This is a genomic window from Clostridia bacterium (genome assembly GCA_016887505.1).
GTDB lineage: Bacteria > Bacillota > TC1 > TC1 > UBA5767 > UBA5767.
On record CP069393.1, the window covers coordinates 1,824,935 to 1,847,474 of the forward strand.

Genomic DNA, 22,540 nt, shown 5'->3' on the forward strand with positions numbered 1-22,540 from the left:
CACTTCCTTTCTGTTCAATTAATTATGCACAGCTTGTTTTTCAGTCTCCTTTAATTTGTTCATTTCATGTATTAAAACCACACCAGTTGCCAACATCGCCAATACGTCAGCAATAGGATATGTCCACCAGATACCGTCGAATCCGATAAATGAAGGCAATATTAACACCAAGGGGATAAATAGCAAAATTTGACGAATTATTGAAAAAATTAGCGCAAGTATCGGCCGACCAAGTGACTGGAAGGAAGCGCTACCCACCATCTGTACAGATATGATTGGGAATACCATTGTCGTCATGCGTAAAGCTCTAGCTCCTTCACGAATCAAATCTGGGTCCTCTGTAAAAACAGCAAATATTTGCTGGGAAAAAAGCTGAGAACATAGCGCACCAAATAGAAGAAAACCTGTGGCCCACCAAATAGACAGTTTGACTGTTTCACGAGCTCGTTTCATTTGTTTAGCCCCAAAGTTGTAACTCAAAATAGGTCTCATTCCTTGAATTACGCCGAATACAGGCAACACCAAAAAGGTAAAAGCCCGGGAAAGTACACCTAATATAGCCAAACCTAAATCGCCACCATAGGAAACAACCACATTGTTGAGAATCAAAGCCTGCAAACTAAAGGTTGTTTGTCTAGCAAAAGCCGATACGCCAATACCCAAAATAGGTTTCACAATATTTTTCTTGAGCTTCAAATACTTTTTAGCAACCACCAGATGCTGGCCATGCCTAAATACGTAGTTACCTAGATAAATGGTACCTAAAACCTGCGCTAAACCTGTAGCAATAGCCGCTCCAGGCACGCCCCAGCCAAATCTCATAATAAATAGATAATCCATAATAATATTGAGGACACTGGTCATCATAATAGAACTCATTGCAATTCGAGCTTTTCCTTCAGCACGGGTTAAGTTTTCCCAAAGCACCTGGTAGGCCAGTACTATGTGAAAGGGTAAAACCCAAGTCATATACTGCTCCGCATAGACCAGTACTTCTCCGCTACCACCGAAAGCCTTAAGAATTTGGCCTTTGAAAAGCATCGCAAGCAAAATAAATCCGCCTACCATCAGACCAGTCAAGGTGTAACTATTTCCGATGCTGTAACTGGCATTCTCCTTATCCCGGCTTCCAAGATAGATGGAGAACATGGCCGAGCCTCCAGTTGCTAACATTATGATAATGGCAAAACTAATCATATTAATTGGAAAAGCAACTGTAATTCCAGCAAGGGCATCGCTGCCTACACCTCTACCAATAAATATGCCATCCACCACATTATAGGTAGCATTGATGATCATACCTAGAATTGCGGGAATGGATAATTCCCGCAATAATTTTCCTACACGTTCCGTACCCAATCGGTCGGTTCTTAATTCACTCATGTTATTCTACCTCCGTCAGAAGACGGCCGAATCATTGATACGCCTTCTTTTGTCATCCTACTGTTGTCCTTATACTTGTTCAGCCAATTTTTTAGCAATCTCATATAGAAGTGCTGTTCCACTACCTGTTGCGCCTTTTTGTTGTATGCTACTCGGTTTTTCAGTGTAAGAAGGTCCCGCAATATCCAAATGAATCCACGGTTCCTCATTCACAAACGCGCCAACAAACAGGCCTGCCGTAATCGCGCCAGCATAGCGCCCCCCAGAGTTGCTTATATCTGCTTCTTCAGATTCATTAAACTCTTTAAATTCCTCAAAAGCCGGTAATCTCCAGATTTTTTCTCCAGCTTCCTCCGATGCAGTTTCAGCAAGGGCATAGAAATCATCATCTGTAGATACCACAGCCGTCACAGTTTGCCCCAAAGCCACTTCAGCAGCACCCGTCAAGGTTGCAATATCAATAATGCGCTCAGGTTTCTCAACTTGGCTTAAATAGGTTACTGCATCGGCCAAGGTCAAGCGTCCTTCTGCATCCGTATTGGCAATAAATATGGTTTTCCCGGACATACTGTCGATGATATCTCCCGGGCGATAATTGCCTGCACCAATGGCATTTTCACAAGCAGCAACGACGGCAACCACATTAACTTTGACATGATTTCGTGCCAAGGCTTCCATCATTGCTATGGTGGCAGCTGCACCACCCATATCTGTTTTCATAGTCTTCATGTGGTCTGAAGGTTTCAATGACAAGCCACCCGTGTCGTACATGATGCCCTTCCCAGCGATACCCAGTTGCATCTTATCTGACTCCGGGTTACCTTGATAGCGCATCACAATGAAACGTGGCGGATTAGCGGATGCTCCCGCAACAGCTAAGAAAGCTTGCATATTTAGAGACTCGATTTTTTTCTCATGGAATACTTCTACAGACAAGGATTCATACTCCTGTCCCAGCCCATGCGCAAACGTTGCCAAGTCATCTGCACTTTGGCGATTGGCAGGTTCGTTCACTAGATCTCTTGCCAAATTCACTGCTTCCGCAATCACCATTGCTTCTTGTACATTTTGAGCAGCTTCTTCTGGAAGTGCCTCTAATACCATTTTCACGGTTACCAAGGACGGCTTCTTATCTTCTTCACTTTTGAACTTGTCAAAACGGTAGTCTGCTAGTACGCAGGCTTTGGTAGCCAGGCGCAGATAGGGGATTTCACAAAATGCACCCCGCAAAATAATTTCTGCTGTAGTAGCCTTATTGCGTGCTGCTTCTTTCACCCCTAGGCCAATCGCTTTTTCAAAAGACTCTTTGTCATTTTCTTTAACACCCACAAAGACAACGGCCTGGTATACAGAATTTTCCTTGATGTAGCTAAAATAACTTTCTTGTGGTTTGGCGCTAAATACTCCCTTTTTGCCCAAATTTTCCAGCAAAGCAATTTCCTCAGAACTGATACCTGCATAGGCATCTCGAACCAAAGGGATGATCCGGATTTCGCCAGGTCTTCTGGCTTCATCTTTTGTTAAGATTCTAAATTCCATATCGCACCTCTTTCTTTATTCAAATACAGGCTCGCCGTCTTTAATGACAACAAGGCCGTCAATAATCAATGTGGGATTCGTTATGATGCCATCCAAATGAGAGTCTGCTTGAACGGTGCCCCCAAAGGTAGAATTATCGCCTAACGCGATATGCACTGTGCCCAAAACTTTTTCGTCCTCGAGCACTGCACCTGTGATGGTGGCATAGGGGTTGGTTCCTATTCCTAGCTCGGCCACATTTCTAGCTCCCTCACCATAGGAAGAAAAGATATTCTCAAGCCATCTTGCCCCATCTCCCTTAGCCTGTACAGCCAAGCCGTCTTTAATCTCAATTTGTAATGGTTTTTCAAGGAGCCCTATTCCCGACATAGAAGCATCAAGGACCAAAGTCCCTTCCGCACTTCCTTCTACTGGTGCTATGTACGCTTCACCAGCGGGTAGGTTCCCAAAGGATCCTGCCGTCCTAATCATCCCATCATCATTGGCTGCTTTTCGACCAAGAATGGAAAAGGTAAGGTCAGTTCCTGCAGGGCTTACTAGTTGCACTTCACTACCCGAATCCAAAATTTCCTTAAACGCCGCTCCCAATTCATGAATTTTTGTATAGGACTTCGTTAAAGTACGCTCAACCATATCCTTGGTAATACCCGGCATACTGGCTACGCGCGCCCCGCACTTGTTGGCCTCAAATCTGGCTACAGTATGTGACAGGGATTTACTAGTTGCAAGAATCAGTACATCCGCAGTGCACATCAGGTTAGCAATGGCTTTGGGTGGCTCTTGTCCATTATTTTCTCTTTCATCCATTTCCACCAAAATACTTTCCGTGGCAATATTCTTAGCATAATCATGGAAAGACTGACCTATTTCACGCGTACCTTGGTCTACCACTATGACCACAGTCTCGTCAGGCTTAAGATTCATACATTCCATAAAAACCACTTTACTGCTCTTTTCTTCATTCATGATCATCACCTCTAGTCTAAATCGTTCATCTTCGTTATAATATGGATAGTTTCACAGGAGGATATTATGACACTACACTATAAAATTGCAATCCATATACTTTATTACTATATGAAAATCTTTCGTCGCATGGAAATTCGTGGTCTTGAAAACATCCCTGATCAAGGGGCTGTCATCTTCGCTTCCAACCACATTAGTATGCTTGATCCTTTCGTAATGGGTGCGGCAGCCAGAAATAAGTCGATTGCCATCATGGGTAAAAAAGAACTATTCTTTTTTCCCCTTGGACAAATATTAGGAGCCTTTGGTGTTTTTCCCATAGATAGAAAAGGAAATGCAACTAGTGCCATACGAACCGCTATTAAAGTTTTAAATGATGGTCTTTCTATGGGCATCTTTCCTGAAGGTACCCGGAACCAATCCAACGCACCGCTATTGCCAGCAAAGCGTGGCATAGAACTAATTGCAAAGAAAACGGGGCGTCCAGTCATTCCAGTGGCCATCACTGGCTCGCGAGGTTTTTTCTCGAAACTGCGCATTCAATTTGGAAAACCCATCAATATTAAAGAAACTGACGATTTAGTAGGTCAGACCATGGGTTCCATAGAATCAATGCTTATGGAGCTCAGTCCTGCCCTCCGTCGACCCTAATATTTTCTCCTGTAATAAAAGATGATTCATCCGAACATAGAAACCATACCACGTTGGCGATTTCCTCTGGTCTACCGAAACGGCCCAGGGGGATCGCCTCTTTCAATATGTTGCGTTCTTCTGAATCATATACGGCATTCATATCCGTATCAATAACCCCAGGAGAAATCGCATTAACACGAATGCTGCTCGGCCCCAACTCCTTGGCTAAGGATTTGGAAAAACTTTCCAACCCGGCCTTGCTCGCGCTATAAACACTCTCGCAAGATGCTCCTTTTTCTCCCCAAATAGATGATATATTAACGATACTTCCACTTTTAGATTGAATCATTTGTGGAATTACGAGGTAGGTGTAGCGCATAGCGCTCATCAAATTAACCTGTATCAACTGCTCATAGCATTGGAAATCCACTGCATCAAACGGTCCTTGCACAGAAATTCCACAATTGTTAACCAGTACATCAATCTGTCCAAATCGCTCAAGGATGGCAGACACTGTATCCCTAGGCGACCCTTCATCATTCGCGTCCGTCTTCATTGCCCAAAGAGGATATTGTTCTAAAAGCTCCGAAGCAGCCATAATATCATCACGATAGGTGAAGGCTACCATCATTCCTTCTTGCGCCAAACGCTCTACTATGGCACGTCCAATCCCTCTACTGCCACCTGTTACCAATGCCACCTTCTTTTTCATAAACAAACTTTCTCCACTCCGTTTTTCATACGTATAGTCTACACAAAAAAACAACAATCGTATAGGTTTGTTGAAAAAAGGAACCAGCATCGAGCGTCGATTTCTGGTTCCTCAAATTAATGCTTATTTGGCTAATTGTAGTTTTATTTTTCTCTCATAGTCGGATACAGAAGTACGTCCCGAATGGAAGCTGCGTCCGTAAGCAACATAATCAAACGGTCAATCCCAATTCCCATGCCCCCGGCAGGTGGCATTCCGTATTCCAAGGCTTGAATATAGTCTTCATCCATGGGATGAGCTTCTTCATCACCCTTTGCTTTCGCCTCAACTTGTTGCAAGAAACGTTCCCTCTGATCCAAAGGATCATTAAGCTCCGTAAAAGCATTGGCCAATTCTCTTGCTGCCACAAAAGCTTCAAACCGGTATACCATGTGTTCGCGACCAGGTATTTTTTTAGCCAAAGGTGAAATTTCCAGTGGATAATCATAAATGATTGTCGGCTGAATCAATTCACTCTCAACCTTTTCTTCAAAAACCTCATTGAGCACAATGCCCCAAGAAGCATCCTTTTCCACATGGATATCCAGTGAATCAGCAATTTTTCTTGCAGCCTCATCACCTTCGACGCTTTCAAAATCAACACCTGTATATTTTTTGACAGCTTCAATCATGGTCATACGATTCCACGGTGCGGTAAAGTCAAGTTGGTTTTCCCCATATTGAACACGTTTAGTACCCAAGACAGTTTCACAAGCATATTCAACCATGCTTTCTGTGATTTCCATCATGTCCTCTACATTTGCATAAGCCTGGTACAGCTCCAAGAGCGTAAACTCTGGATTATGACGGGTTGAAATACCTTCATTACGGAAAACACGTCCCATTTCATATACACGTTCTAGCCCGCCAACCAGCAACCGTTTTAAATGTAGTTCCAAAGAGATTCGGTTATATAGCCGCATATCCAAGGCATTGTGGTGGGTTACGAACGGTTTAGCCGCTGCGCCACCAGGGATTGGGTGCAAAATGGGGGTTTCCACTTCAAGGAAATCACGTCCATCCAAAAAGTCACGAATGGCCTTTATCACACGACTTCGCACGATAAAAGCATCTTTCACTTCAGGATTCATAATTAAATCAACATACCGTTGACGATAACGTAATTCCACATCTTTTAATCCATGGAACTTCTCAGGCAGTGGGCGCAACGATTTGCTTAGCAAGGTCACGGAGTCTGCCTTTACAGAGATTTCTCCTCTTTGTGTCTTAAACACTTCACCAGTTAAGCCAATAATATCACCGATATCTAGCTTATTAAACAGGGCATAGTTGTTTTCGCCCACTCGGTCTAATCTCACATAAATTTGAATTCTTCCGGCAAGGTCTTGGATATTGGCAAAAGAAGCCTTTCCATGTCCCCGCTTGGCCATAATGCGTCCAGCCAAGGATACCGTCTTACCTTCTAGTGCATCAAAGTCATCCATAACTTCTTGTGATTTATGGCTGATTTCGAACTTTTGTCCAAATGGATCTATTCCTTCTTCGTATAACTGCGCCAATTTTTCACGACGAACCTGCATCAGTTCATTTAATTCTTCTATATTGCTTTCTTCTAACTTTTCTTCAACTTCCATGTCTGCTCCTTTAATGCATCACACCTATTATTTTGTATTCCAAGTCGCCTTCAGGTGTAGGAACTTTGACAATCATACCACTCTTATTGCCCAGTACAGCTTTACCCACCGGTGATTCATTGGATATTTTGTTCATACTTGGGTCCGCTTCCATGGAACCTACTATGGTGTACTCCACTTGTTCGTTTAGTTCAAGGTCTTCCAATAGCACTTTGGTTCCTATGCTTACCTTGTCTTCGCCTACATTTTCCTCAATGATTTTCACATTGGATAGCTTCTTTTTAAGTTCTTGAATCTTACCCTCAATGAACGCCTGCTCATTCTTAGCATCCTCGTATTCCGAGTTTTCGCTAATGTCTCCAAAACTGATGGCTACCTTGATTCTTTCGGCCACGTCATGACGTTTTACGTTCTCATAGTATGCCAGTTCTTCTTCATACTTTTTTAAACCTTCCGCCGTAAGCAACACCTGTTTGTTATCCATATCCTTGTACCTCAATTTCTGCGGATTTGAACACTGTTATGACAACACTGCCCCAATATCAAAGAAATTATATACTATCTACCTATTTTGTCAACTCATAGAAACCTTTTCCTGTTGAATCTTCACCTTACCATCCAAGTAATTAATGACTAATTTGTCACCTGAAGAAATTTTATTATCTAGGATACCATCCGCCAGAATGTCCTCAATTTCGCTTTGAAGCAAACGGCGCAATGGTCTAGCTCCATATTCTTGGTCGAATCCTTTTTCAACCAAGTGTTCCTCCATTTCCGGCGAAAGACGAATATTAATTTTCTTTTCGTCCAAGCGTTTCTGGATATCCAACAACATTAAACCGAGTATTTTTCGTGAATCTTCTTTATTTAGGTAATCGAAGACAACAATTTCATCAATACGATTCAAAAACTCCGGTTTGAAGGCTTTCTTTAATTCAGCAAGCAGTTTTTCCTTGTTGCTCTTCTGCTTTTGGTTGGAGTCTGTCACAAAACCAACTGTTTTCTCCCTACGCAAGGTGGCTGCGCCAACATTCGAAGTCATAATCAATACAGTATTTCTAAAATCTACTTTCCGACCAGTAGAATCGGTCAAACGACCATCCTCCAATACCTGCAAAAATAGATTAAATACATCCGGATGCGCTTTTTCGATTTCATCAAATAAAATTACACTATAGGGCTTACGGCGCACTGCTTCGGTTAGTTGTCCCGCTTCATCATATCCCACATATCCTGGAGGTGCACCAATTAACTTGCTCACGGTATGCTTCTCCATATACTCTGACATATCAAAGCGAATCAAAGCATCCTCCTCGCCAAATAATTCTGCCGCCAGCGCCTTTGCTAGTTCCGTTTTCCCAACACCGGTCGGACCTAAAAATATAAAAGATCCCACTGGACGATTGGTATTTTTCAAACCAGCACGAGCTCTGCGAACTGCCTTGGCCACTGCTGTTACACCTGTATCTTGTCCAATTACCCGTTTATGCAGGTTGTCCTCTAAATTAGCAAGTTTTTCCATCTCCGACTCCCCTATCTTAGATAAGGGAATTCCGGTCCAACCAGCAATGGTAATGGCAATTTCTTCTTCATTCAATATGATATCGGTCTGGGCTTTATTTTGACTATAGTCTTTTCTTAGGGCTTCTACTTTCGTTTGGACTTCTTTCTGAGTATCCCGCAGTCTAGCAGCTTCCTCAAAGTCCTGCTCTGTAATCGCCTTGGATTTCTTTTCTGCCAGATCTTCCAATTCCTCTTCCAAAACAGGCAACTCATCCGGAACTTGGTACTTGGTCAGCTTAACCCTAGCAGCAGATTCATCAAGCACATCAATCGCCTTATCCGGTAAAAAGCGGTCCGTTAGGTACCGATGTGACAATTCAGCTGCTGCTCGAATGGCCCCATCAGATATGCGAATCTTATGGTGGGCCTCATAGCGGTCCTTCAGCCCTTGTAAGATCAATATGCTTTCTTTTACCGAAGGCTCTTCTATACGTACAGGCTGAAAACGCCGTTCTAGTGCGCCATCCTTTTCAATATATTTTCGGTATTCATCCAGGGTGGTCGCACCGATGCATTGCATCTCGCCACGCGCTAAAACTGGCTTCAAAATATTGGCCGCATCGACTGCTCCTTCGGCTGCACCAGCTCCAATCAAAGTATGCAATTCATCGATGAATAAGATAATATTCCCAGCTTCTCGAACTTCCTTTAAGATTGCCTCAAAACGTTCTTCGAACTCTCCTCTAAATTTTGAACCTGCAATCATGCCCGGCAGATCAAGCATCAAAATGCGTTTATCGAGCAATAACTCCGGGACCTTCTTTTCGGCAATCCGTAAGGCCATTCCTTCAGCCAACGCTGTTTTGCCCACACCAGGCTCTCCGACAACTACTGGATTGTTCTTGGTACGCCTTGACAGAATCTGAATAATTCTGTCCAACTCCTTATCACGTCCAATAACTGGATCAAGCTGGTTCTCCTTGGCCATTAAGGTCAAATCTCTAGTATATTTCTCCAAGGCTTTCACTTCCTTGGCTGCTTCACCCTTTTCATGTTCGGTTTCTTGTTGGTTCTCAGTAGACTCCTGAAAAACTTTTTGCAAATCTTCCATATAGAAATCATGATTTGATAAGATTTGGGCTGCTAGCCCTTCGCCTTCTTCTAGAATTGCTCCCAATATATGGTATGGATAAATAAACTTTTCCCCTAACATACTTCTAAGCACGTTGGCTCTTTGAACAATCATTTTGCTCCGTGGAGTATAGCCTATTTCCCCCTTAATGGGTTCTGCTTTTCCAGTTAAGCGCACAACTTCCTCACGCAGTGAGACGAGTTCAATGCCAGCACTACGTAAAGCGTCACTGCCAAATCCTTTTTCCTCGTGCAACAAACCCAGCAAGAGGTGCTCCGTTCCTATATAATTATGCCCTAGCGCCTGCGCCTCTCTTCTAGCATTCAGTAAAACGCGTTTAGTCGCTTCAGTATATCTTTCCATTTCTATTCATCTCCCTTGATTCTAATCGTCCACTAATAAAGCCTTGCGAACTAGTAGCGCTCTTCTCATAAGGCGCTCCTTACGGTCCTCCTCAGAATCCGAGCTGATATGGGCCGTTTGAATTTGATAGACTATTTTATTGAAATCGTTGATCTTTCTATTTAAGGGCAGGTCAAGACCCATTCTCCGGGCCAAGCGTAAATCGCTAGCAATTTCGACTGCTTCTACCAGATTCAATCCCTTGGCATAACGAGCCAAGCCATACGATTTCCAAATATGGTTTTCCCTCGCAAAGCGTTCATTCGGACTCCAATCCTCCATAAGCTGCCAATCTGTTTCTATCAACTTTGTTACTGTATTCTCCAGTTGGGTCAGTATTTCTTCCTCACCAATGCCCAAGGTTACTTGATTGCTTAACTGAAAAACAGCGCCTTGGCTCTTGGTTCCCTCACCATAAAATCCTCGCAAAGTATACCCTTTGCACGATAGGCGCTCACTTTCCTCCGCCAACTGTTTATCTAGAGCTAGGGCAGGCAAAAAAAGCATCACAGAAGCTCTAAGCCCGGTACCCAAGTTGGTTGGGCAACTCGTTAAATAACCCTTCTTCGTATCGAATGCATACTCCACAACATTTTCAAAGGCTTGGTCTACATTCTTGGCAATAACATAAGCCCCCTCTAAATCATATCCACTTGAAAAGCCCTGAATTCTCAGATGGTCTTCTTCGTTTACCATCACCGATATGCGTTCATCCAAGCCGGTCATAACTGCCCGGTTCTTCGGCAAAGCAAATAAATGTGGGCTAATAAGGTGTTTTTCCAAAAGCAAAGATTTAGTTCGCTTATCTACAGCATTTAAGTCTATCCAAGCAAGTTTCCCTGCTGCTTTTATAAATTCTGCTTCTCCAATTTGGGTTTTTATTTCTTCTAACAACTTACTTTTCTGTTCTTGATTCATGCGTCCTGGGAAAGGGTACCCCGAAATATTGCGCGCAAGTCTTACCCTGCTGGATACTACCGATTCCTCTAGTTGCATCGTTTTCGTATCACTATACTGGGTCAACATGGTTATCCTCCAAGGCACGTATCTTGTCTCTTACAACGGCCGCCTCTTCATATTGTTCCTTTTCAATCAACTCTGAAATTTCTTGTTGCAAATCTTGCAATGTTTTTTTCTTCTCTAGGGTCGCCAGCATTCCCTTGGGAACGTAACCACAGTGTTCGTTGGCCTTCTGCACCTTATCGATAATTGGCTGTAATTCTGCTTCAAACACATGGTAACATTCTGGACAGCCTGCTAGTCCTGTTTTACGAATCATTTTTCCAGACGTTCCACAAACCGGGCACCGTTTATCATCAACACCACCGTTAAACATGATGCCAAAATCTTGCGGATTCGCCAAAATTGCTTTTAATAAAGTGCTACCATCTTGGCTAAACACCATCTTGTCTTTCATCCTCTTATAGTATTGCTCAGCACATACTGGACACAAATCCATTTGCGACTTCTTATTATCACTCATTCGTACAATGTGTACGGTTGCTTCTCTTTTCTTACATCTGCTACACAGCATGACGATACACCTACTTCTCTCTCAGTTTTGCAAGCACCATGGCCCGCATCAAGTCCATGCGTAACGCATCTTTTTGTTCTTTCGCTCTATCCAACGTTGCGCCAGTTAAAACACCCAACATCAGTCTTCCCTCTGTTTTGCTGTAAAATTCATCTTCAACGAGCCGAGCAATTAAGCCTTTCGCTTCCTGTTCACTTAGATTCTGCTTGTTTCCATCGGCTAACATTTTGATTAAATCATCTTCCTGCTCAAGAGGCACTTTGACAATTCTTAAGTATCCCCCGCCTCCGCGGCGGCTCTCCACCACATAGCCTTGTGAAGTAGTAAAACGTGTTTTCAATACATAGTTTATCTGCGAAGGTACGCAACAAAAGTATGAAGACAATTCTGCCCTTCTAAGCTCCACTGTTTGGTTTTCGCTTAGTGCTATGATTTTTAATAGATATTGTTCTATCGCTTCAGCCTTGCTACCCATAATCTACCTCTGACCTTATTTGACTTTATAATTCTATGATAACGGAAGAGAGATGAAAGTCAAGAATTTCACAATTCAAACAGATATTCCTAGACAGGATATGTTATAATATGCAAAAAAGGAGAAACACCTATGGAATATAAAATTGATGATGTTGCCAAGCTGTTCGAGACAACCAATTTTACCATCTATTCCTACATCACCAAATACCCTGATCTGCGGAAGACCTTAAAAGCCAAATCTGGTGTTCTAACCATCAACGAAATTGGTGTTGATCTTCTAAATAAATATATGAAAGACGCGAAGGGGATTAAAGATAGTAAAAGCAGCCAACCCGCTGCAGAAGAGATCTTTGGAGAACAGCACCCCGATGTAACGGTAAAGAAGAAAGCTCCTGAACCGCACATCGAACAAGTTATTAAACCTGAAGCTGAAATTAAACCAGTTGTTGAGGCTCAGCAGAAAGAGGAGACTCCTCCTTCTATTGAAACCACTTCTTCTGACGAAGCTTCACCCCTTGAAGAAACGGCTACCACACCTGAGGAAAAGTCAAAACCTTATTCCGATTTTTCCGACTTTTCTGTAAGGGTTCCGCCCAAAGCGCCAACCAACGATTCGGGATTTAATGATGTAACCTATCGCGAAATGAAGGAAGCTCTACTTTATCTGCGCGACCAGTTAGATAAAAAAGACCAGCAAATCAACGATTTGAGTCGTATGTTAGAAAACAACCAAATTCTTCTAAAACAAGAGCAACTTAATTTTAAATCATTGGAAGAATATCTGAGTAAAGGACGGTATTAGTGTTTCACAAATTCCAAGTCCTATTGTAAAAATCATTAGTTTCGCTGTAAAGCCTTCCATCTAACCCATGGGGATAGATGGAAGGCTTTTTTTATATCTTCAGTTCGCCATTTAAGGCTATTGAAAAACAGAAAAAAATGAGTCCAGTTAAGTACTGAACTCATCCCAAAATATCACATTTACACTCTATTTAAGACAACGAGTACTAGATAAAAGGGGCTCTTATACTATATATACACATAAAAATCGTGGTTATACACTATTTCCACCGAGTTATCCACTTATTTTGTGGATAACTATAGCTCTATCCAATCCGTTGACCTGTATCGATGTGCGATGCACAAAGACACATCTTTTCGGTGGATTAAAGCCTGCTCGATGCATGACCTTGCGATTGACGGCCTATTGTTTTCCGCACTCAAATGTGCCAAAGTAACAGCACGAGTATCCTCACCCAAAACTTCCAATAGTAAGTCCTTGCAATCTAGGTTGGACAGGTGGCCTTGATCGCCCAATATACGTTTCTTTAACGAATAGGGATATGGGCCCGTCTTTAACATATTTACATCATGATTGGCTTCTAGTACCAATCCAGCACACTGCTTTAAACGAGAACGTAGCGGTTCTTCTACTATACCTGTATCTGTTACAAACGCTACCTTCTTTTCGCCATCTCCCACCATATAGCCGCAGGGTTCCAAGGCGTCGTGCGATAAGGCGAAGGTTTCGATATGTAACGATGCTAAATCAAAATCATCCCCAGCACGGTGCAGCCGAACAAATTCTTCCGGTACTTTTCCAACTCGGTCGCGCACCTTATTCCATGTACCAAAGGTGGTAAAGATTGGTATTTTAAGCTTACGGTTAATAACGCCGACACCCTTACTATGGTCCCCGTGTTCATGGGTCAGCAGTATGCCCCGAACCTTATGTAAGGATATACCCATCCCCTCCGACAGAAGTTTCAATTGCTTGAATGATATCCCTCCATCTAAGAGTACGGCATCCTTCTCGTTCTCAATATATGAAACATTTCCAGTGCTACCACTTATCAGCGTAACATAACGCAGCATCCTATAATCCCTCGATATACTTCGAAGCGTTAATGGTAGCGAGAGCCGCATCGCCAACGGCAGTCGAAACTTGACGTAAGGTTGTTTGACGAGCATCTCCAGCAACAAAGACACCGTCCATCGTGGTTTCAAGCATGCTGTTTGCTTTAACTTGTCCTCTTTCGTCTAAAGTCACATCACTATCCTTAAGAAAGTCTGTATTGGGTGACGTACCCACAAAGACAAATACCCCATCCACCTTTAGACGGTGCACCTCACCACTTTTTACATTTTTCAATTCTACTTCTTCTACCTTTGAATTGCCTAGTATACGCTCTACGGTCTCACTGTATAGGATCTCAATTTTATCATTGGCTTTTACCCGGTCCTGAAGAATCTTGGCACCCCGGAAGGCATCTCTTCTATGGATTAAGGTTACCTTACTCGCAAATTTGGTCAAGAATACGGCTTCTTCCAAAGCTGTATCCCCACCACCTATTACGGCTATTTCACGGTCTCGGAAAAATGCTCCATCGCAAGTACCGCAATAAGAAACACCTGCACCGACAAACTCGTTTTCACCTTCTACTCCTAGTTTCCTAGGCATAGCACCCGTAGCAATAATTACCGCACTAGCCTCGATTTCTTCACTAGACGTAGCAAGAAGTAAACTGTTTTTTCCTCTACTAATCCCGGAAACACTGGCAGAAATATATTCTACTTCATTAAAATTTGTTGCCTGCATAGTGAACTTAGCCATAAGTTCCGGTCCAGATAGTCCTTCCGGAAATCCAGGATAGTTCTCAATCCAGTCCGTATTAACCAACTGACCTCCCGGGGCACCCATCTCTATTAACTTGACATTAAGTCCTGCTCTTGCTCCATAAATGGCTGCGGTTAGTCCCGCTGGGCCCGCTCCGATAATTGCTAAATCACATTTCATCTCCATGGTTCTCCTTCCTTGCTAAACATGCACATTATACCACCACAGGGTATGATGTGCCAAAAAAAAAGGTCGCCTTTTGGCGACCTTTATATTAACTCAGATAATTGATGGGATTTTTTGCCACACCATTTATTCGAACCTCGAAATGACAATGCGGTCCCGTGCTGTTTCCAGTACTTCCAACCAAACCAATTAGGTCACCACGTTCCACTTCTTGCCCATACGAAACCTTGAAAGCAGATAGATGTGCATACCTAGTTTCCACGCCATTGCTATGGTCCACTTTGATTAAGTTACCGTAACCACCACCCCAAGAGCAGAAGGTTACAACACCACTTTCCGCAGCATACACTGGAGTACCAGAGCTCGCTGCAATATCTAAACCACTATGGAATCCACTAGAGCGCCATCCGAAGGGAGAAGAAATGCGTCCTCTGAGAGGCCAAGCAAGATCTCCGCTTCCACCGTCTCCTCTAGATGCCATAATATACTTCGTTCCTGAAGCCACTTCCTTATTCGTCGGGTCATTGATAACGACTTCCGCTACTTCAACACGTTCCAATTCTCGACCGTTCTCAAAGGTAACCGCATACTCAACTTGCTTTGAGCCTGCCTCACCTTGTTGGATGGTCTTATACTGACCTTTCCATAAGGTAGAATCATTTACGTATGTCGTTTTGTAAGGAATACTTTCTTCTTTTACTAAAGTGCCTTCCGCTACAACATGCAATGGCTTTTCGACTACATTTAAGTTAAGTACTTCTCCAATTTGGAGATACGAATTACTCTCATTATGACTGGGATTGGCAGCACGCAACTCAGTAGTACTTAGTGAAAAACGTTCTGCAATCTGTGACAAGGTATCGTTTTTCTTTACTGTATATGTCTTTTGAACTTCTTCGCCGTTCAATAAGTAATTCTCAAATGTTTCTTTATCTGTAAAGGAGCTGATATCTACTTCAGCCTTCTCATACTCTACAGATTCCGCTACTCGGATTTCTGTAATTTTCAACTCCCCAAAAGAAACTTCCGGTTCATAGCTAGCAACAATTTCATCAATGACTCGTTGGCCATCTGACTCATCCTGCAATACAGCAACTTGCTCTCCATCTATATACATTTTATAGCCTACCGCTACAAAATTTAGCTTTTCACACAAAGATGCGACTTCCTCTTCTGTGGAAATCTCCTTTTTATCTACCCGAACGGGCATATACTCTATATTGTCTGTGTAATGTATGTTCTGGTAATGCTCACTATTCGCAGCCAAGTATTGATCGACTGCTATTTCAACATCAGCATAATCCGCAACCACAGCCACTGTTTCACTATCTAACTCTACGGCATAGGCATTGGGGAAACTGCTGGCGACAAAATACACCAAAAACGCTGCAGACATCGTGCAAACAGCAATCGCCGTTGCCCTCTTATTGGGTCTTATATTGAACCTACCCAGCGTGCGCATCAAAAATTTGCCTGGCAAGGCAACTGTGTTTCGAATAGCTTGTCCCACCATTTCACTTATGGTGATGCTGGCACATTCCAGTTTTGCCAAAACTAATCCAATTTTTTTGCCCCAGCTGTGGGATCTCGGTGAGCGGTAGCGTGATTTATCCTGAGCGGATTTACGCTTTCCTTCCTTAGATATGTGTCCCAAATCGTGTCCTCCCGGGTTTTTAGTTTTCAATTAAGTTTTTGATTTTGTTCCTCATAAACAAATCATTGCGATTAATATCTTGCATTCGACTGTTTTCTTGACCTTTATCATACAATGATACCATAACTTGAACAAAAATGGCCATTTCCAATCGAATTTTTTGGATTTCACAACCCAATTTATACGGTTTATTTATATCTTTGTTAAATTCTTGGGCATTGGCATGACAACCACCACTACAAAAGTATTTCGCCCAACAATTCTGGCAAGCCTCTTTGGTAAATATATTGGTTTTTTGGAAGTTTTTTGAACACTCCAAATCTACGATTCCTTGGTCCAAATTGCCCATTTTAAACTCTTCTTGGCCTACGAACTGATGGCAGGGATAAATATCTCCCTCCGGGGTAATCGCCAAATAATCAAAACCAGCTCCACAAGCACTAATCCTTTTGTATATGCAAGGTCCCGCTGATAAGTCTACATTAAAGTGAAAAAAGTCTATAGGATGTCCTGCCTTGTAGCGTTCCAAATAGTAGGCAGCAAGCTGCTCATACTCTTTTCGAATCCGCGGAAGATCCGTTTCTTCTAAAGTAAAATCAGTATCTTCAGAACACACCACCGGTTCAATGCTAAGATGTTCAAAACCCAACGCTTCAAAGCTTTTGATATCTTCTGTAAAATCCAAGTTATGCTTGGTGTATGTGCCTCGAACCACATAGTCCGTCGTTTTCTTTGCAAGTTCTAGATAGCTAGGAACAATTAGGTCATAGCTGGGCTTGTGATTCTTAGTATATCGCACTCGGTCGTTAACGTCTTTGCGTCCATCCAAACTGAGTACCAATGAAATCTTATTGTCTACAATGTAGTTTCTTGTTTCCTCATCCAGCAACACGCCATTCGTGGTTAACGAGAATTTAAAGAATTTACCATGTTTTGCTGCCTGTTCGTGACCGTAGCGCACCACTTCTTTGACCGTATCCATAGCCATTAAAGGCTCTCCCCCAAAGAAATCCATTTCTAGAAGCTTTCTGGTTCCACTGTTCTGAATCAGAAAGTCCACTGCCTTACGGCCTGTCTCCAAACTCATCAAACATGGTTTTCCGCCAAAATCTCCTTGTGATGCAAAACAATAGGCGCAAGCCAAATTACAATCATGTGCCACATTAAGGCAAATTGACTTGACTCCTTGGAAGTTCATCGGAGGAATCTCACCAATTGGAACCGTAAACAGCATGCCCTGCTCTTTTAGTGAAAGTAGTTCCGCTAAAATTTCATTTTGGTCCGCATCTAACACTAGCGAAGAAATATCTCCCTCATTTTCAATAATTTTCTTAAGTACTTCTAGGCTTTCTGTATCAAACACATGGGTTGAATTGCTCTCAATGTCCAAAACAATGTTAATCCCCATTTTTTCAATAATATGGATGCCTTCAATGTATAGCTTCATTACTTATCCTTTCACAAAAAGAAATCCTATCCGAAGATAGGATGTTTCCTACTATTTCTACTTTGCTATAGCTATTGGTGCAGACAAAGCTGGTTGGCCACGGTGCAAGAAGTTTTGCATGCAGACTGACAACTAGATTGGCATTCACCACATCCACCGGTTTCTTTTGTATCTTGCAACTTGCCTGAGGCAATAGTCTGAATATGTTTTTTCATCATTTTTTCCTCCTAAATTACTAACTGAATTGTAACACAAATTCTAAAACACGGAAAGCAAAATCTATTTTGGGGCTGTCTGATCAGTTTTTGTAGGCCTTTCTACTGTGCTGTATCTTGAATTTTGCTTCCTTAAACGCTAGAAACACTTCTTCCTCTTTCACATTGTTTAGTAGCCAAACCCTCGTCATTCTTTTCTACTCAAAAGTTTATCTTTTCATTGTATAATGATATTAATGAAATTATATAAATAGTCTGAGGTGAAAAGCCGCCTTAGAAATCCACTTAAACACTACTATGGTGCAATTTTTGTACTGGAGGATATATGGGCAGGCAGTACACGGTATTAGAAATTAACAACCAGGATATGCGAATCTTGGTGGGTAGGAAGCATAAAGCCCACGCTCAAATTCAGCATATCTATCATCTTGCCCTACCCCAAAATGCACGTTCGGCCCAAGACGTCTATGATCCTGCTGTTTTAATCCCATTTCTAAAAGATATTTTTTCTAGTCTAGGTCTTAAAAAGAAACACCTTATCGTCAGTATAGTAGAAAAAAGTCTGACGTGTTACACTCATCTTTTTCCAACTTCCTCCATCAAGAATCTTGATGGCTTGGTTGATCGCTTTGTCATGAATCTTTCTCCCAAAGCATCCCAACATTATGGGGGGGATTATACCATTCTTAGCAGTGGAGAAGAAGGAATATGGGTGCGTATCAACCTATTAGACCAAGCCTTGACCAAAAGCCTATACGATAGCTTTACAGGCGCTGGGCTCCAGCCTATTGCCCTCATACCGCATTCTGACGCCCTGGATTGTATCATGGGTTCAGCTAAGCTGCTCAACTTAGTCCAACACGATATCAAATCTCCTTACGGGCTCATTGATTACCAAGGAGACACCATAAGCCTATCTTTATTCCAAAATGGCCATCTGATTTTTTATCAAGCCCTTTACCCAAAAGCCAACTTAGATAATTATAACTTTCTGGAAATACTGAATAACACTTATTTAGGCCAATATCCCTCTACGATTCCCAAGAGTATGCATCCTAAACTTTTTTATTTATCTGGAACGATTAAAAACCCAATAAAAGCCCGAGAGATATTGGAAAAGCGGCTAGGTAAACCTGTCGCTGTGATTCGTGCCACTAGTGCCATACAATATGCGAAACCGCATTCAGCAGAAATAGTGCAAAATCTTACTGCCGCTGGATGTATTTTACTAGCACCATTTTGTTTTCGTAAAAAACATCTTTGTTCCAATTTCTTCAAAACATGGATCGGACCAAAAATAAAACGAAAAAGGATAAAAGTGCTGTTGGGTGCTGCAATTCTGGCACTTATTCTTACTTTCACTTTGTTGCTTTGGAACCAACAAAGCAAGTTGAATAAAGCTAGAAACGACCTCATGGCTGAACAAGTAGAATTCAAATTATTACAAAACGAAGCAAGAACTCGAAATATTCACTGGTATGAACAAGAGATAACTGCAACGAAACAACAACTTAATCAATTGTTAAAGGCTATCGATTCAATTAAAGATGAACAAAATTGGAATTCTGAACAGATACGGGTCGTCACAAATCTGACACCTGAAGATATTATATTAGAAGAAATTGATGGAAACCCAGATACACTTTTCATACAGGCTCATGCTGATTCTCGTTTACGTATCGCTAAGTATGAAGCCTTGTTAAAAGACTCCTCCCAATTTGAGGAAATCTTTATCTCCCACATATCTAGTTTGAACGTTGAAGGTGTACCAACCTATACTTTTACAGTGGAGTGTACCTTAGAAAAAGGCGGCAGTGAAAATGAATCCTAATAGAAAGCTTTCTAAGACTCTTTTACCGTTCTTCCTTTTGGGTCTACTTTGTTTAAGCATAGCTGGTATTGCTTTCAGGTCTCTCTTTTATCCATATCTGCAGCAAGAAAAGCAATTCAAAAAGCAAATTGAACTAGTAGCCCATCAAAAAAATGAACTCACACTCTATATGAAGAAGGCTGAAACTTACCCTCATGAGCTTTCCTCAATACAGAAAGAGATTGCTAGCATTGAAAATACATTTTTCACTCATCTTTCACAAGAAGAAGTCATTGTTCTGCTTGACTTGCTTGCAGAAAAAAATGATATCTTGCTAAACGAAATCCTTTTTGATAAAAATAGCACGAGCACCTCTGCGATAACCAATATTCCCCTAGATGCCGTAACCATCTCTCTACTTGTCACGGGAACTTATGATAACTGTCTTCTTTTTATACAGTCGATAGAAGGCTTGGCAAATAACCTAACCTTGACAAACTTTGAAATGGGCATTCAAGCAGACTCTTCGCTCCAGCTCAAATTAAACTTACTTTTTTATAGTTGGGCATACGCCGATGAGCAAACAGATTAGAGCATCACCAACATTGTTCTGAGCTACTTTTCGAACCTTTAATCCCGCCAATTTTTCCTTTGGCATATGCAACCAAATAATTACAAAAAAAAAGAGAGTATATACTCTCTTTTGGTGCCTCGACGCGGAATTGAACCACGGACACGAGGATTTTCAGTCCTCTGCTCTACCAACTGAGCTATCGAGGCGTGTTGGTACCCCATCCGCGACTCGAACGCGGGACACCCTGATTAAAAGTCAGGTGCTCTAGCCGACTGAGCTAATGGAGCATGCTTCAACAACTTCTATATATTAGCAGTATAAACTCTTATTTGTCAATAACTTTCTTTAGGAAATGCTACCCTATCTATTCAAAGATAGGGTAACGATTTATTGTTTGGTCTCTTCCAGGGCCCACAGCCACGATAGACACTTTTGCTCCCACCAATTCCTCAATATGCGCTATATATTTTTTAGCATTTTCTGGGAGTTGATCGAATTCAGTAATATCGCTGGTTTTTTGCATCCAGCCAGGAACCTGTTCGTAGACAGGTTTGCAACGTGCAAACTGTTTAAGTTGAGTGGGATAATTGTGGATGATTTTTCCATCTAATTCATAACCCGTACAAATAGAAATCGTTTCCATCCCGTCTAATACATCCATCTTAGTTAAGGCAATATCAGTGATACCATTGATCCGTACTGCATATTTCATAACTACTGCGTCAAACCAGCCACAGCGCCTAGGCCTTCCTGTAGTAACACCGAATTCCTGACCAATTCTGCCTAGTGCCTCCCCATCCGTATCAAATAGCTCTGTTGGGAACGGTCCTTCGCCAACACGGGTTAAATAAGCCTTCGTCACACCGATTACTTTGTCTATAACAGTTGGGCCCACACCAGCACCTGGGCAAACGCCGCCGGCCGTTGGGTTAGAACTAGTTACAAAGGGATACGTCCCGTGGTCAATATCCAACAAAGTTCCCTGTGCTCCTTCAAACAAAACATCTTTGCCTTGTTCTAGGTTCTCATGTATAAGAGTTGCTGAATCAATTACAAATTTTGCAATCAAATTAGCGTACCCTGTGTATTCTTCATAAAGTGCATCAAAATCGTATGGCTCTGCACCATATACCTTAACAAGAAGCTCATTTTTTTCTTCTAAAGCGCCTCTCAATTTTTCGGCAAAATCTTCAGGCGTTACTAAGTCGCCAATGCGAATTCCAGATCTTGCAATTTTATCCATATAACAAGGGCCTATGCCTCTTTTGGTTGTACCAATTTTATCGTTTCTACGTTCTTCCTGCAAACCATCTAACTGCTTGTGATATGGCATAATGACATGTGCGCTAGAACTAATACGCAAATTATCCACGGAAATGCCTTTTTCCTTTAAGTAGTTGATTTCTTCCAATAAAACTACTGGATCTACTACTACTCCGTTTCCAATAATGCAAATTTTGTTTTCACTGATGATACCGGATGGAATCAAATGCAACTTGTATTCCACGCCATCAGCAATAACCGTATGGCCTGCATTGTTACCACCCTGGTAACGCACAACTAAATCTGCCTTTTCTGCTAAATAGTCCGTTATTTTGCCTTTTCCTTCGTCGCCCCATTGAGCGCCGATTAGTACGACTGAAGACATAATTGTCCCTCCAATTTGTTAGTCTATCTTGGTTTCCCTCAATTTACGCACAAGCAATCTTCCCAATGTAAATACGACTACTGCTTCTCCAACAGCTATGCTGGCCGCAGTTGCCAAATAGGGTAGCTCATAAAACTTGTGTAGATAGTATCCTACAATAATTCCATTCACAATCACAGGTGACCAATAGGCCCAAATACTCTTGCGCAAACGATAAGTCAATCCTGCCGCGAGCAATGTCGCTATACTGCCAAAAATTGCATCAATCAGCCCTATAGGTCCAGTTAAATTTGCAACAAAAGCACCTATAAAGAGTCCCGGAATAGCTTCCGGATATAGAATCGGCAATACAACAAGGCTCTCCGCTACCCTAAACTGAAGTGGCCCAAAAGATATAGCCGATATGCCTGGCATGACGCAAAGAACTATATATATAGCGGCAATCAAAGCGCCTTTTATAAGTTTTCTCATCAA

21 protein-coding genes and 2 tRNA genes are annotated in these 22,540 nt (G+C 42.0%); 4 read left to right on the plus strand and 19 right to left on the minus strand.

The window, feature by feature from the left end:
* Positions 1-18: 18 nt before the first annotated feature.
* The 3 genes from JR334_08655 to JR334_08665 form a co-directional block, all read right to left on the minus strand.
* The gene (locus JR334_08655) at positions 19-1,383 is read right to left on the minus strand and encodes an MATE family efflux transporter (GenBank protein ID QRN85038.1); all 1,365 of its coding nucleotides are present in this window, start codon (positions 1,381-1,383) and stop codon (positions 19-21) included.
* A 69-nt stretch (positions 1,384-1,452) separates the two neighbouring features.
* Positions 1,453-2,922: a leucyl aminopeptidase gene (locus tag JR334_08660; protein QRN85039.1), complete on the minus strand. Its 1,470-nt coding sequence runs from the start codon at positions 2,920-2,922 to the stop codon at positions 1,453-1,455.
* Between the two features lie 15 nt (positions 2,923-2,937).
* Complete coding sequence (locus tag JR334_08665; GenBank protein QRN85040.1) at positions 2,938-3,894, minus strand: aminopeptidase; 957 nt, start codon at positions 3,892-3,894, stop codon at positions 2,938-2,940.
* A 60-nt stretch (positions 3,895-3,954) separates the two neighbouring features.
* Between JR334_08665 and JR334_08670 the strand changes: the two genes are divergently transcribed.
* The gene (locus JR334_08670) at positions 3,955-4,539 is read left to right on the plus strand and encodes a 1-acyl-sn-glycerol-3-phosphate acyltransferase (protein ID QRN85041.1); all 585 of its coding nucleotides are present in this window, start codon (positions 3,955-3,957) and stop codon (positions 4,537-4,539) included.
* Here the strand turns inward: JR334_08670 and JR334_08675 are convergent.
* The 7 genes from JR334_08675 to JR334_08705 form a co-directional block, all read right to left on the minus strand.
* Positions 4,514-5,233, minus strand: a complete 720-nt coding sequence (locus tag JR334_08675; GenBank protein ID QRN85042.1) for a glucose 1-dehydrogenase — start codon at positions 5,231-5,233, stop codon at positions 4,514-4,516. The genes JR334_08670 and JR334_08675 overlap by 26 nt on opposite strands.
* Positions 5,234-5,376: 143 nt before the next feature.
* Positions 5,377-6,867 carry a lysine--tRNA ligase gene (lysS, locus tag JR334_08680; protein ID QRN85043.1) on the minus strand — a complete coding sequence of 497 codons (1,491 nt, stop codon included), beginning with the start codon at positions 6,865-6,867 and terminating at the stop codon, positions 5,377-5,379.
* Between the two features lie 10 nt (positions 6,868-6,877).
* Complete coding sequence (gene greA / locus JR334_08685) at positions 6,878-7,351, minus strand: transcription elongation factor GreA (protein QRN85044.1); 474 nt, start codon at positions 7,349-7,351, stop codon at positions 6,878-6,880.
* A gap of 90 nt (positions 7,352-7,441) precedes the next feature.
* A complete protein-coding gene (locus JR334_08690) occupies positions 7,442-9,871 on the minus strand; it encodes an ATP-dependent Clp protease ATP-binding subunit (GenBank protein QRN86899.1) in 2,430 nt (809 codons plus the stop codon).
* Positions 9,872-9,886: 15 nt separating this feature from the next.
* Positions 9,887-10,930 (minus strand): ATP--guanido phosphotransferase, encoded by a 1,044-nt coding sequence (locus JR334_08695; GenBank protein QRN85045.1) that lies wholly within the window; start codon positions 10,928-10,930, stop codon positions 9,887-9,889.
* Positions 10,914-11,438 (minus strand): UvrB/UvrC motif-containing protein, encoded by a 525-nt coding sequence (locus JR334_08700; GenBank protein QRN85046.1) that lies wholly within the window; start codon positions 11,436-11,438, stop codon positions 10,914-10,916. Before JR334_08700 ends, JR334_08695 begins: the two co-directional genes overlap by 17 nt.
* A 10-nt stretch (positions 11,439-11,448) precedes the next feature.
* The gene (locus JR334_08705; GenBank protein QRN85047.1) at positions 11,449-11,913 is read right to left on the minus strand and encodes a CtsR family transcriptional regulator; all 465 of its coding nucleotides are present in this window, start codon (positions 11,911-11,913) and stop codon (positions 11,449-11,451) included.
* A 132-nt stretch (positions 11,914-12,045) separates the two neighbouring features.
* Between JR334_08705 and JR334_08710 the strand changes: the two genes are divergently transcribed.
* Entirely contained in the window at positions 12,046-12,717 is a 672-nt protein-coding gene (locus JR334_08710; GenBank protein QRN85048.1) for a hypothetical protein, read from the plus strand.
* A gap of 296 nt (positions 12,718-13,013) precedes the next feature.
* Here the strand turns inward: JR334_08710 and JR334_08715 are convergent, their stop codons facing one another.
* The 5 genes from JR334_08715 to scfA form a co-directional block, all read right to left on the minus strand.
* Positions 13,014-13,790: an MBL fold metallo-hydrolase gene (locus JR334_08715; protein QRN85049.1), complete on the minus strand. Its 777-nt coding sequence runs from the start codon at positions 13,788-13,790 to the stop codon at positions 13,014-13,016.
* A 1-nt stretch (position 13,791) separates the two neighbouring features.
* The gene (gene trxB / locus JR334_08720) at positions 13,792-14,718 is read right to left on the minus strand and encodes a thioredoxin-disulfide reductase (GenBank protein QRN85050.1); all 927 of its coding nucleotides are present in this window, start codon (positions 14,716-14,718) and stop codon (positions 13,792-13,794) included.
* An 88-nt stretch (positions 14,719-14,806) separates the two neighbouring features.
* Positions 14,807-16,372: a M23 family metallopeptidase gene (locus JR334_08725; GenBank protein QRN85051.1), complete on the minus strand. Its 1,566-nt coding sequence runs from the start codon at positions 16,370-16,372 to the stop codon at positions 14,807-14,809.
* A gap of 19 nt (positions 16,373-16,391) precedes the next feature.
* Positions 16,392-17,819, minus strand: a complete 1,428-nt coding sequence (gene scfB / locus JR334_08730) for a thioether cross-link-forming SCIFF peptide maturase (GenBank protein ID QRN85052.1) — start codon at positions 17,817-17,819, stop codon at positions 16,392-16,394.
* 71 nt (positions 17,820-17,890) lie between these two features.
* Positions 17,891-18,034, minus strand: coding sequence for a six-cysteine ranthipeptide SCIFF (gene scfA, locus JR334_08735; GenBank protein ID QRN86900.1), 144 nt, complete (start codon positions 18,032-18,034; stop codon positions 17,891-17,893).
* Positions 18,035-18,359: 325 nt separating this feature from the next.
* Here scfA and JR334_08740 point away from each other — a divergent pair, with 325 nt between their 5' ends.
* Entirely contained in the window at positions 18,360-19,865 is a 1,506-nt protein-coding gene (locus JR334_08740) for a PilN domain-containing protein (protein ID QRN85053.1), read from the plus strand.
* A 169-nt stretch (positions 19,866-20,034) separates the two neighbouring features.
* Positions 20,035-20,436 carry a hypothetical protein gene (locus JR334_08745; protein QRN85054.1) on the plus strand — a complete coding sequence of 134 codons (402 nt, stop codon included), beginning with the start codon at positions 20,035-20,037 and terminating at the stop codon, positions 20,434-20,436.
* A 112-nt stretch (positions 20,437-20,548) separates the two neighbouring features.
* On the opposite strand, the gene JR334_08750 is transcribed toward JR334_08745, so the two are convergent.
* From JR334_08750 to JR334_08765, 4 genes are all read right to left on the minus strand, one after another.
* Positions 20,549-20,624: transfer RNA gene (locus JR334_08750), tRNA-Phe, on the minus strand.
* Positions 20,625-20,628: 4 nt separating this feature from the next.
* Positions 20,629-20,705, minus strand: a tRNA-Lys gene (locus JR334_08755).
* A gap of 77 nt (positions 20,706-20,782) precedes the next feature.
* Positions 20,783-22,066, minus strand: coding sequence for an adenylosuccinate synthase (locus JR334_08760; protein ID QRN85055.1), 1,284 nt, complete (start codon positions 22,064-22,066; stop codon positions 20,783-20,785).
* An 18-nt stretch (positions 22,067-22,084) separates the two neighbouring features.
* On the minus strand, positions 22,085-22,537 hold the full coding sequence (locus JR334_08765; protein QRN85056.1) for a QueT transporter family protein: 453 nt from the start codon (positions 22,535-22,537) through the stop codon (positions 22,085-22,087).
* Between the last annotated feature and the right edge of the window lie 3 nt (positions 22,538-22,540).

Coding starts and splice junctions, on each gene's coding strand:
- JR334_08765 (QRN85056.1), bottom strand. CDS start 22,537: ATGAGAAAACTTATAAAAGGCGCTTTGATTGCCGCTATATATATAGTT.
- trxB (QRN85050.1), bottom strand. CDS start 14,718: ATGGAGATGAAATGTGATTTAGCAATTATCGGAGCGGGCCCAGCGGGA.
- JR334_08710 (QRN85048.1), top strand. CDS start 12,046: ATGGAATATAAAATTGATGATGTTGCCAAGCTGTTCGAGACAACCAAT.
- JR334_08745 (QRN85054.1), top strand. CDS start 20,035: ATGAAGAAGGCTGAAACTTACCCTCATGAGCTTTCCTCAATACAGAAA.
- scfA (QRN86900.1), bottom strand. CDS start 18,034: ATGAAAAAACATATTCAGACTATTGCCTCAGGCAAGTTGCAAGATACA.
- scfB (QRN85052.1), bottom strand. CDS start 17,819: ATGAAGCTATACATTGAAGGCATCCATATTATTGAAAAAATGGGGATT.
- JR334_08695 (QRN85045.1), bottom strand. CDS start 10,930: ATGTTGACCCAGTATAGTGATACGAAAACGATGCAACTAGAGGAATCG.
- JR334_08670 (QRN85041.1), top strand. CDS start 3,955: ATGACACTACACTATAAAATTGCAATCCATATACTTTATTACTATATG.
- JR334_08700 (QRN85046.1), bottom strand. CDS start 11,438: ATGCTGTGTAGCAGATGTAAGAAAAGAGAAGCAACCGTACACATTGTA.
- JR334_08655 (QRN85038.1), bottom strand. CDS start 1,383: ATGAGTGAATTAAGAACCGACCGATTGGGTACGGAACGTGTAGGAAAA.
- JR334_08705 (QRN85047.1), bottom strand. CDS start 11,913: ATGGGTAGCAAGGCTGAAGCGATAGAACAATATCTATTAAAAATCATA.
- JR334_08665 (QRN85040.1), bottom strand. CDS start 3,894: ATGATCATGAATGAAGAAAAGAGCAGTAAAGTGGTTTTTATGGAATGT.
- greA (QRN85044.1), bottom strand. CDS start 7,351: ATGGATAACAAACAGGTGTTGCTTACGGCGGAAGGTTTAAAAAAGTAT.
- lysS (QRN85043.1), bottom strand. CDS start 6,867: ATGGAAGTTGAAGAAAAGTTAGAAGAAAGCAATATAGAAGAATTAAAT.
- JR334_08740 (QRN85053.1), top strand. CDS start 18,360: ATGGGCAGGCAGTACACGGTATTAGAAATTAACAACCAGGATATGCGA.
- JR334_08760 (QRN85055.1), bottom strand. CDS start 22,066: ATGTCTTCAGTCGTACTAATCGGCGCTCAATGGGGCGACGAAGGAAAA.
- JR334_08715 (QRN85049.1), bottom strand. CDS start 13,790: ATGCTGCGTTATGTTACGCTGATAAGTGGTAGCACTGGAAATGTTTCA.
- JR334_08675 (QRN85042.1), bottom strand. CDS start 5,233: ATGAAAAAGAAGGTGGCATTGGTAACAGGTGGCAGTAGAGGGATTGGA.
- JR334_08660 (QRN85039.1), bottom strand. CDS start 2,922: ATGGAATTTAGAATCTTAACAAAAGATGAAGCCAGAAGACCTGGCGAA.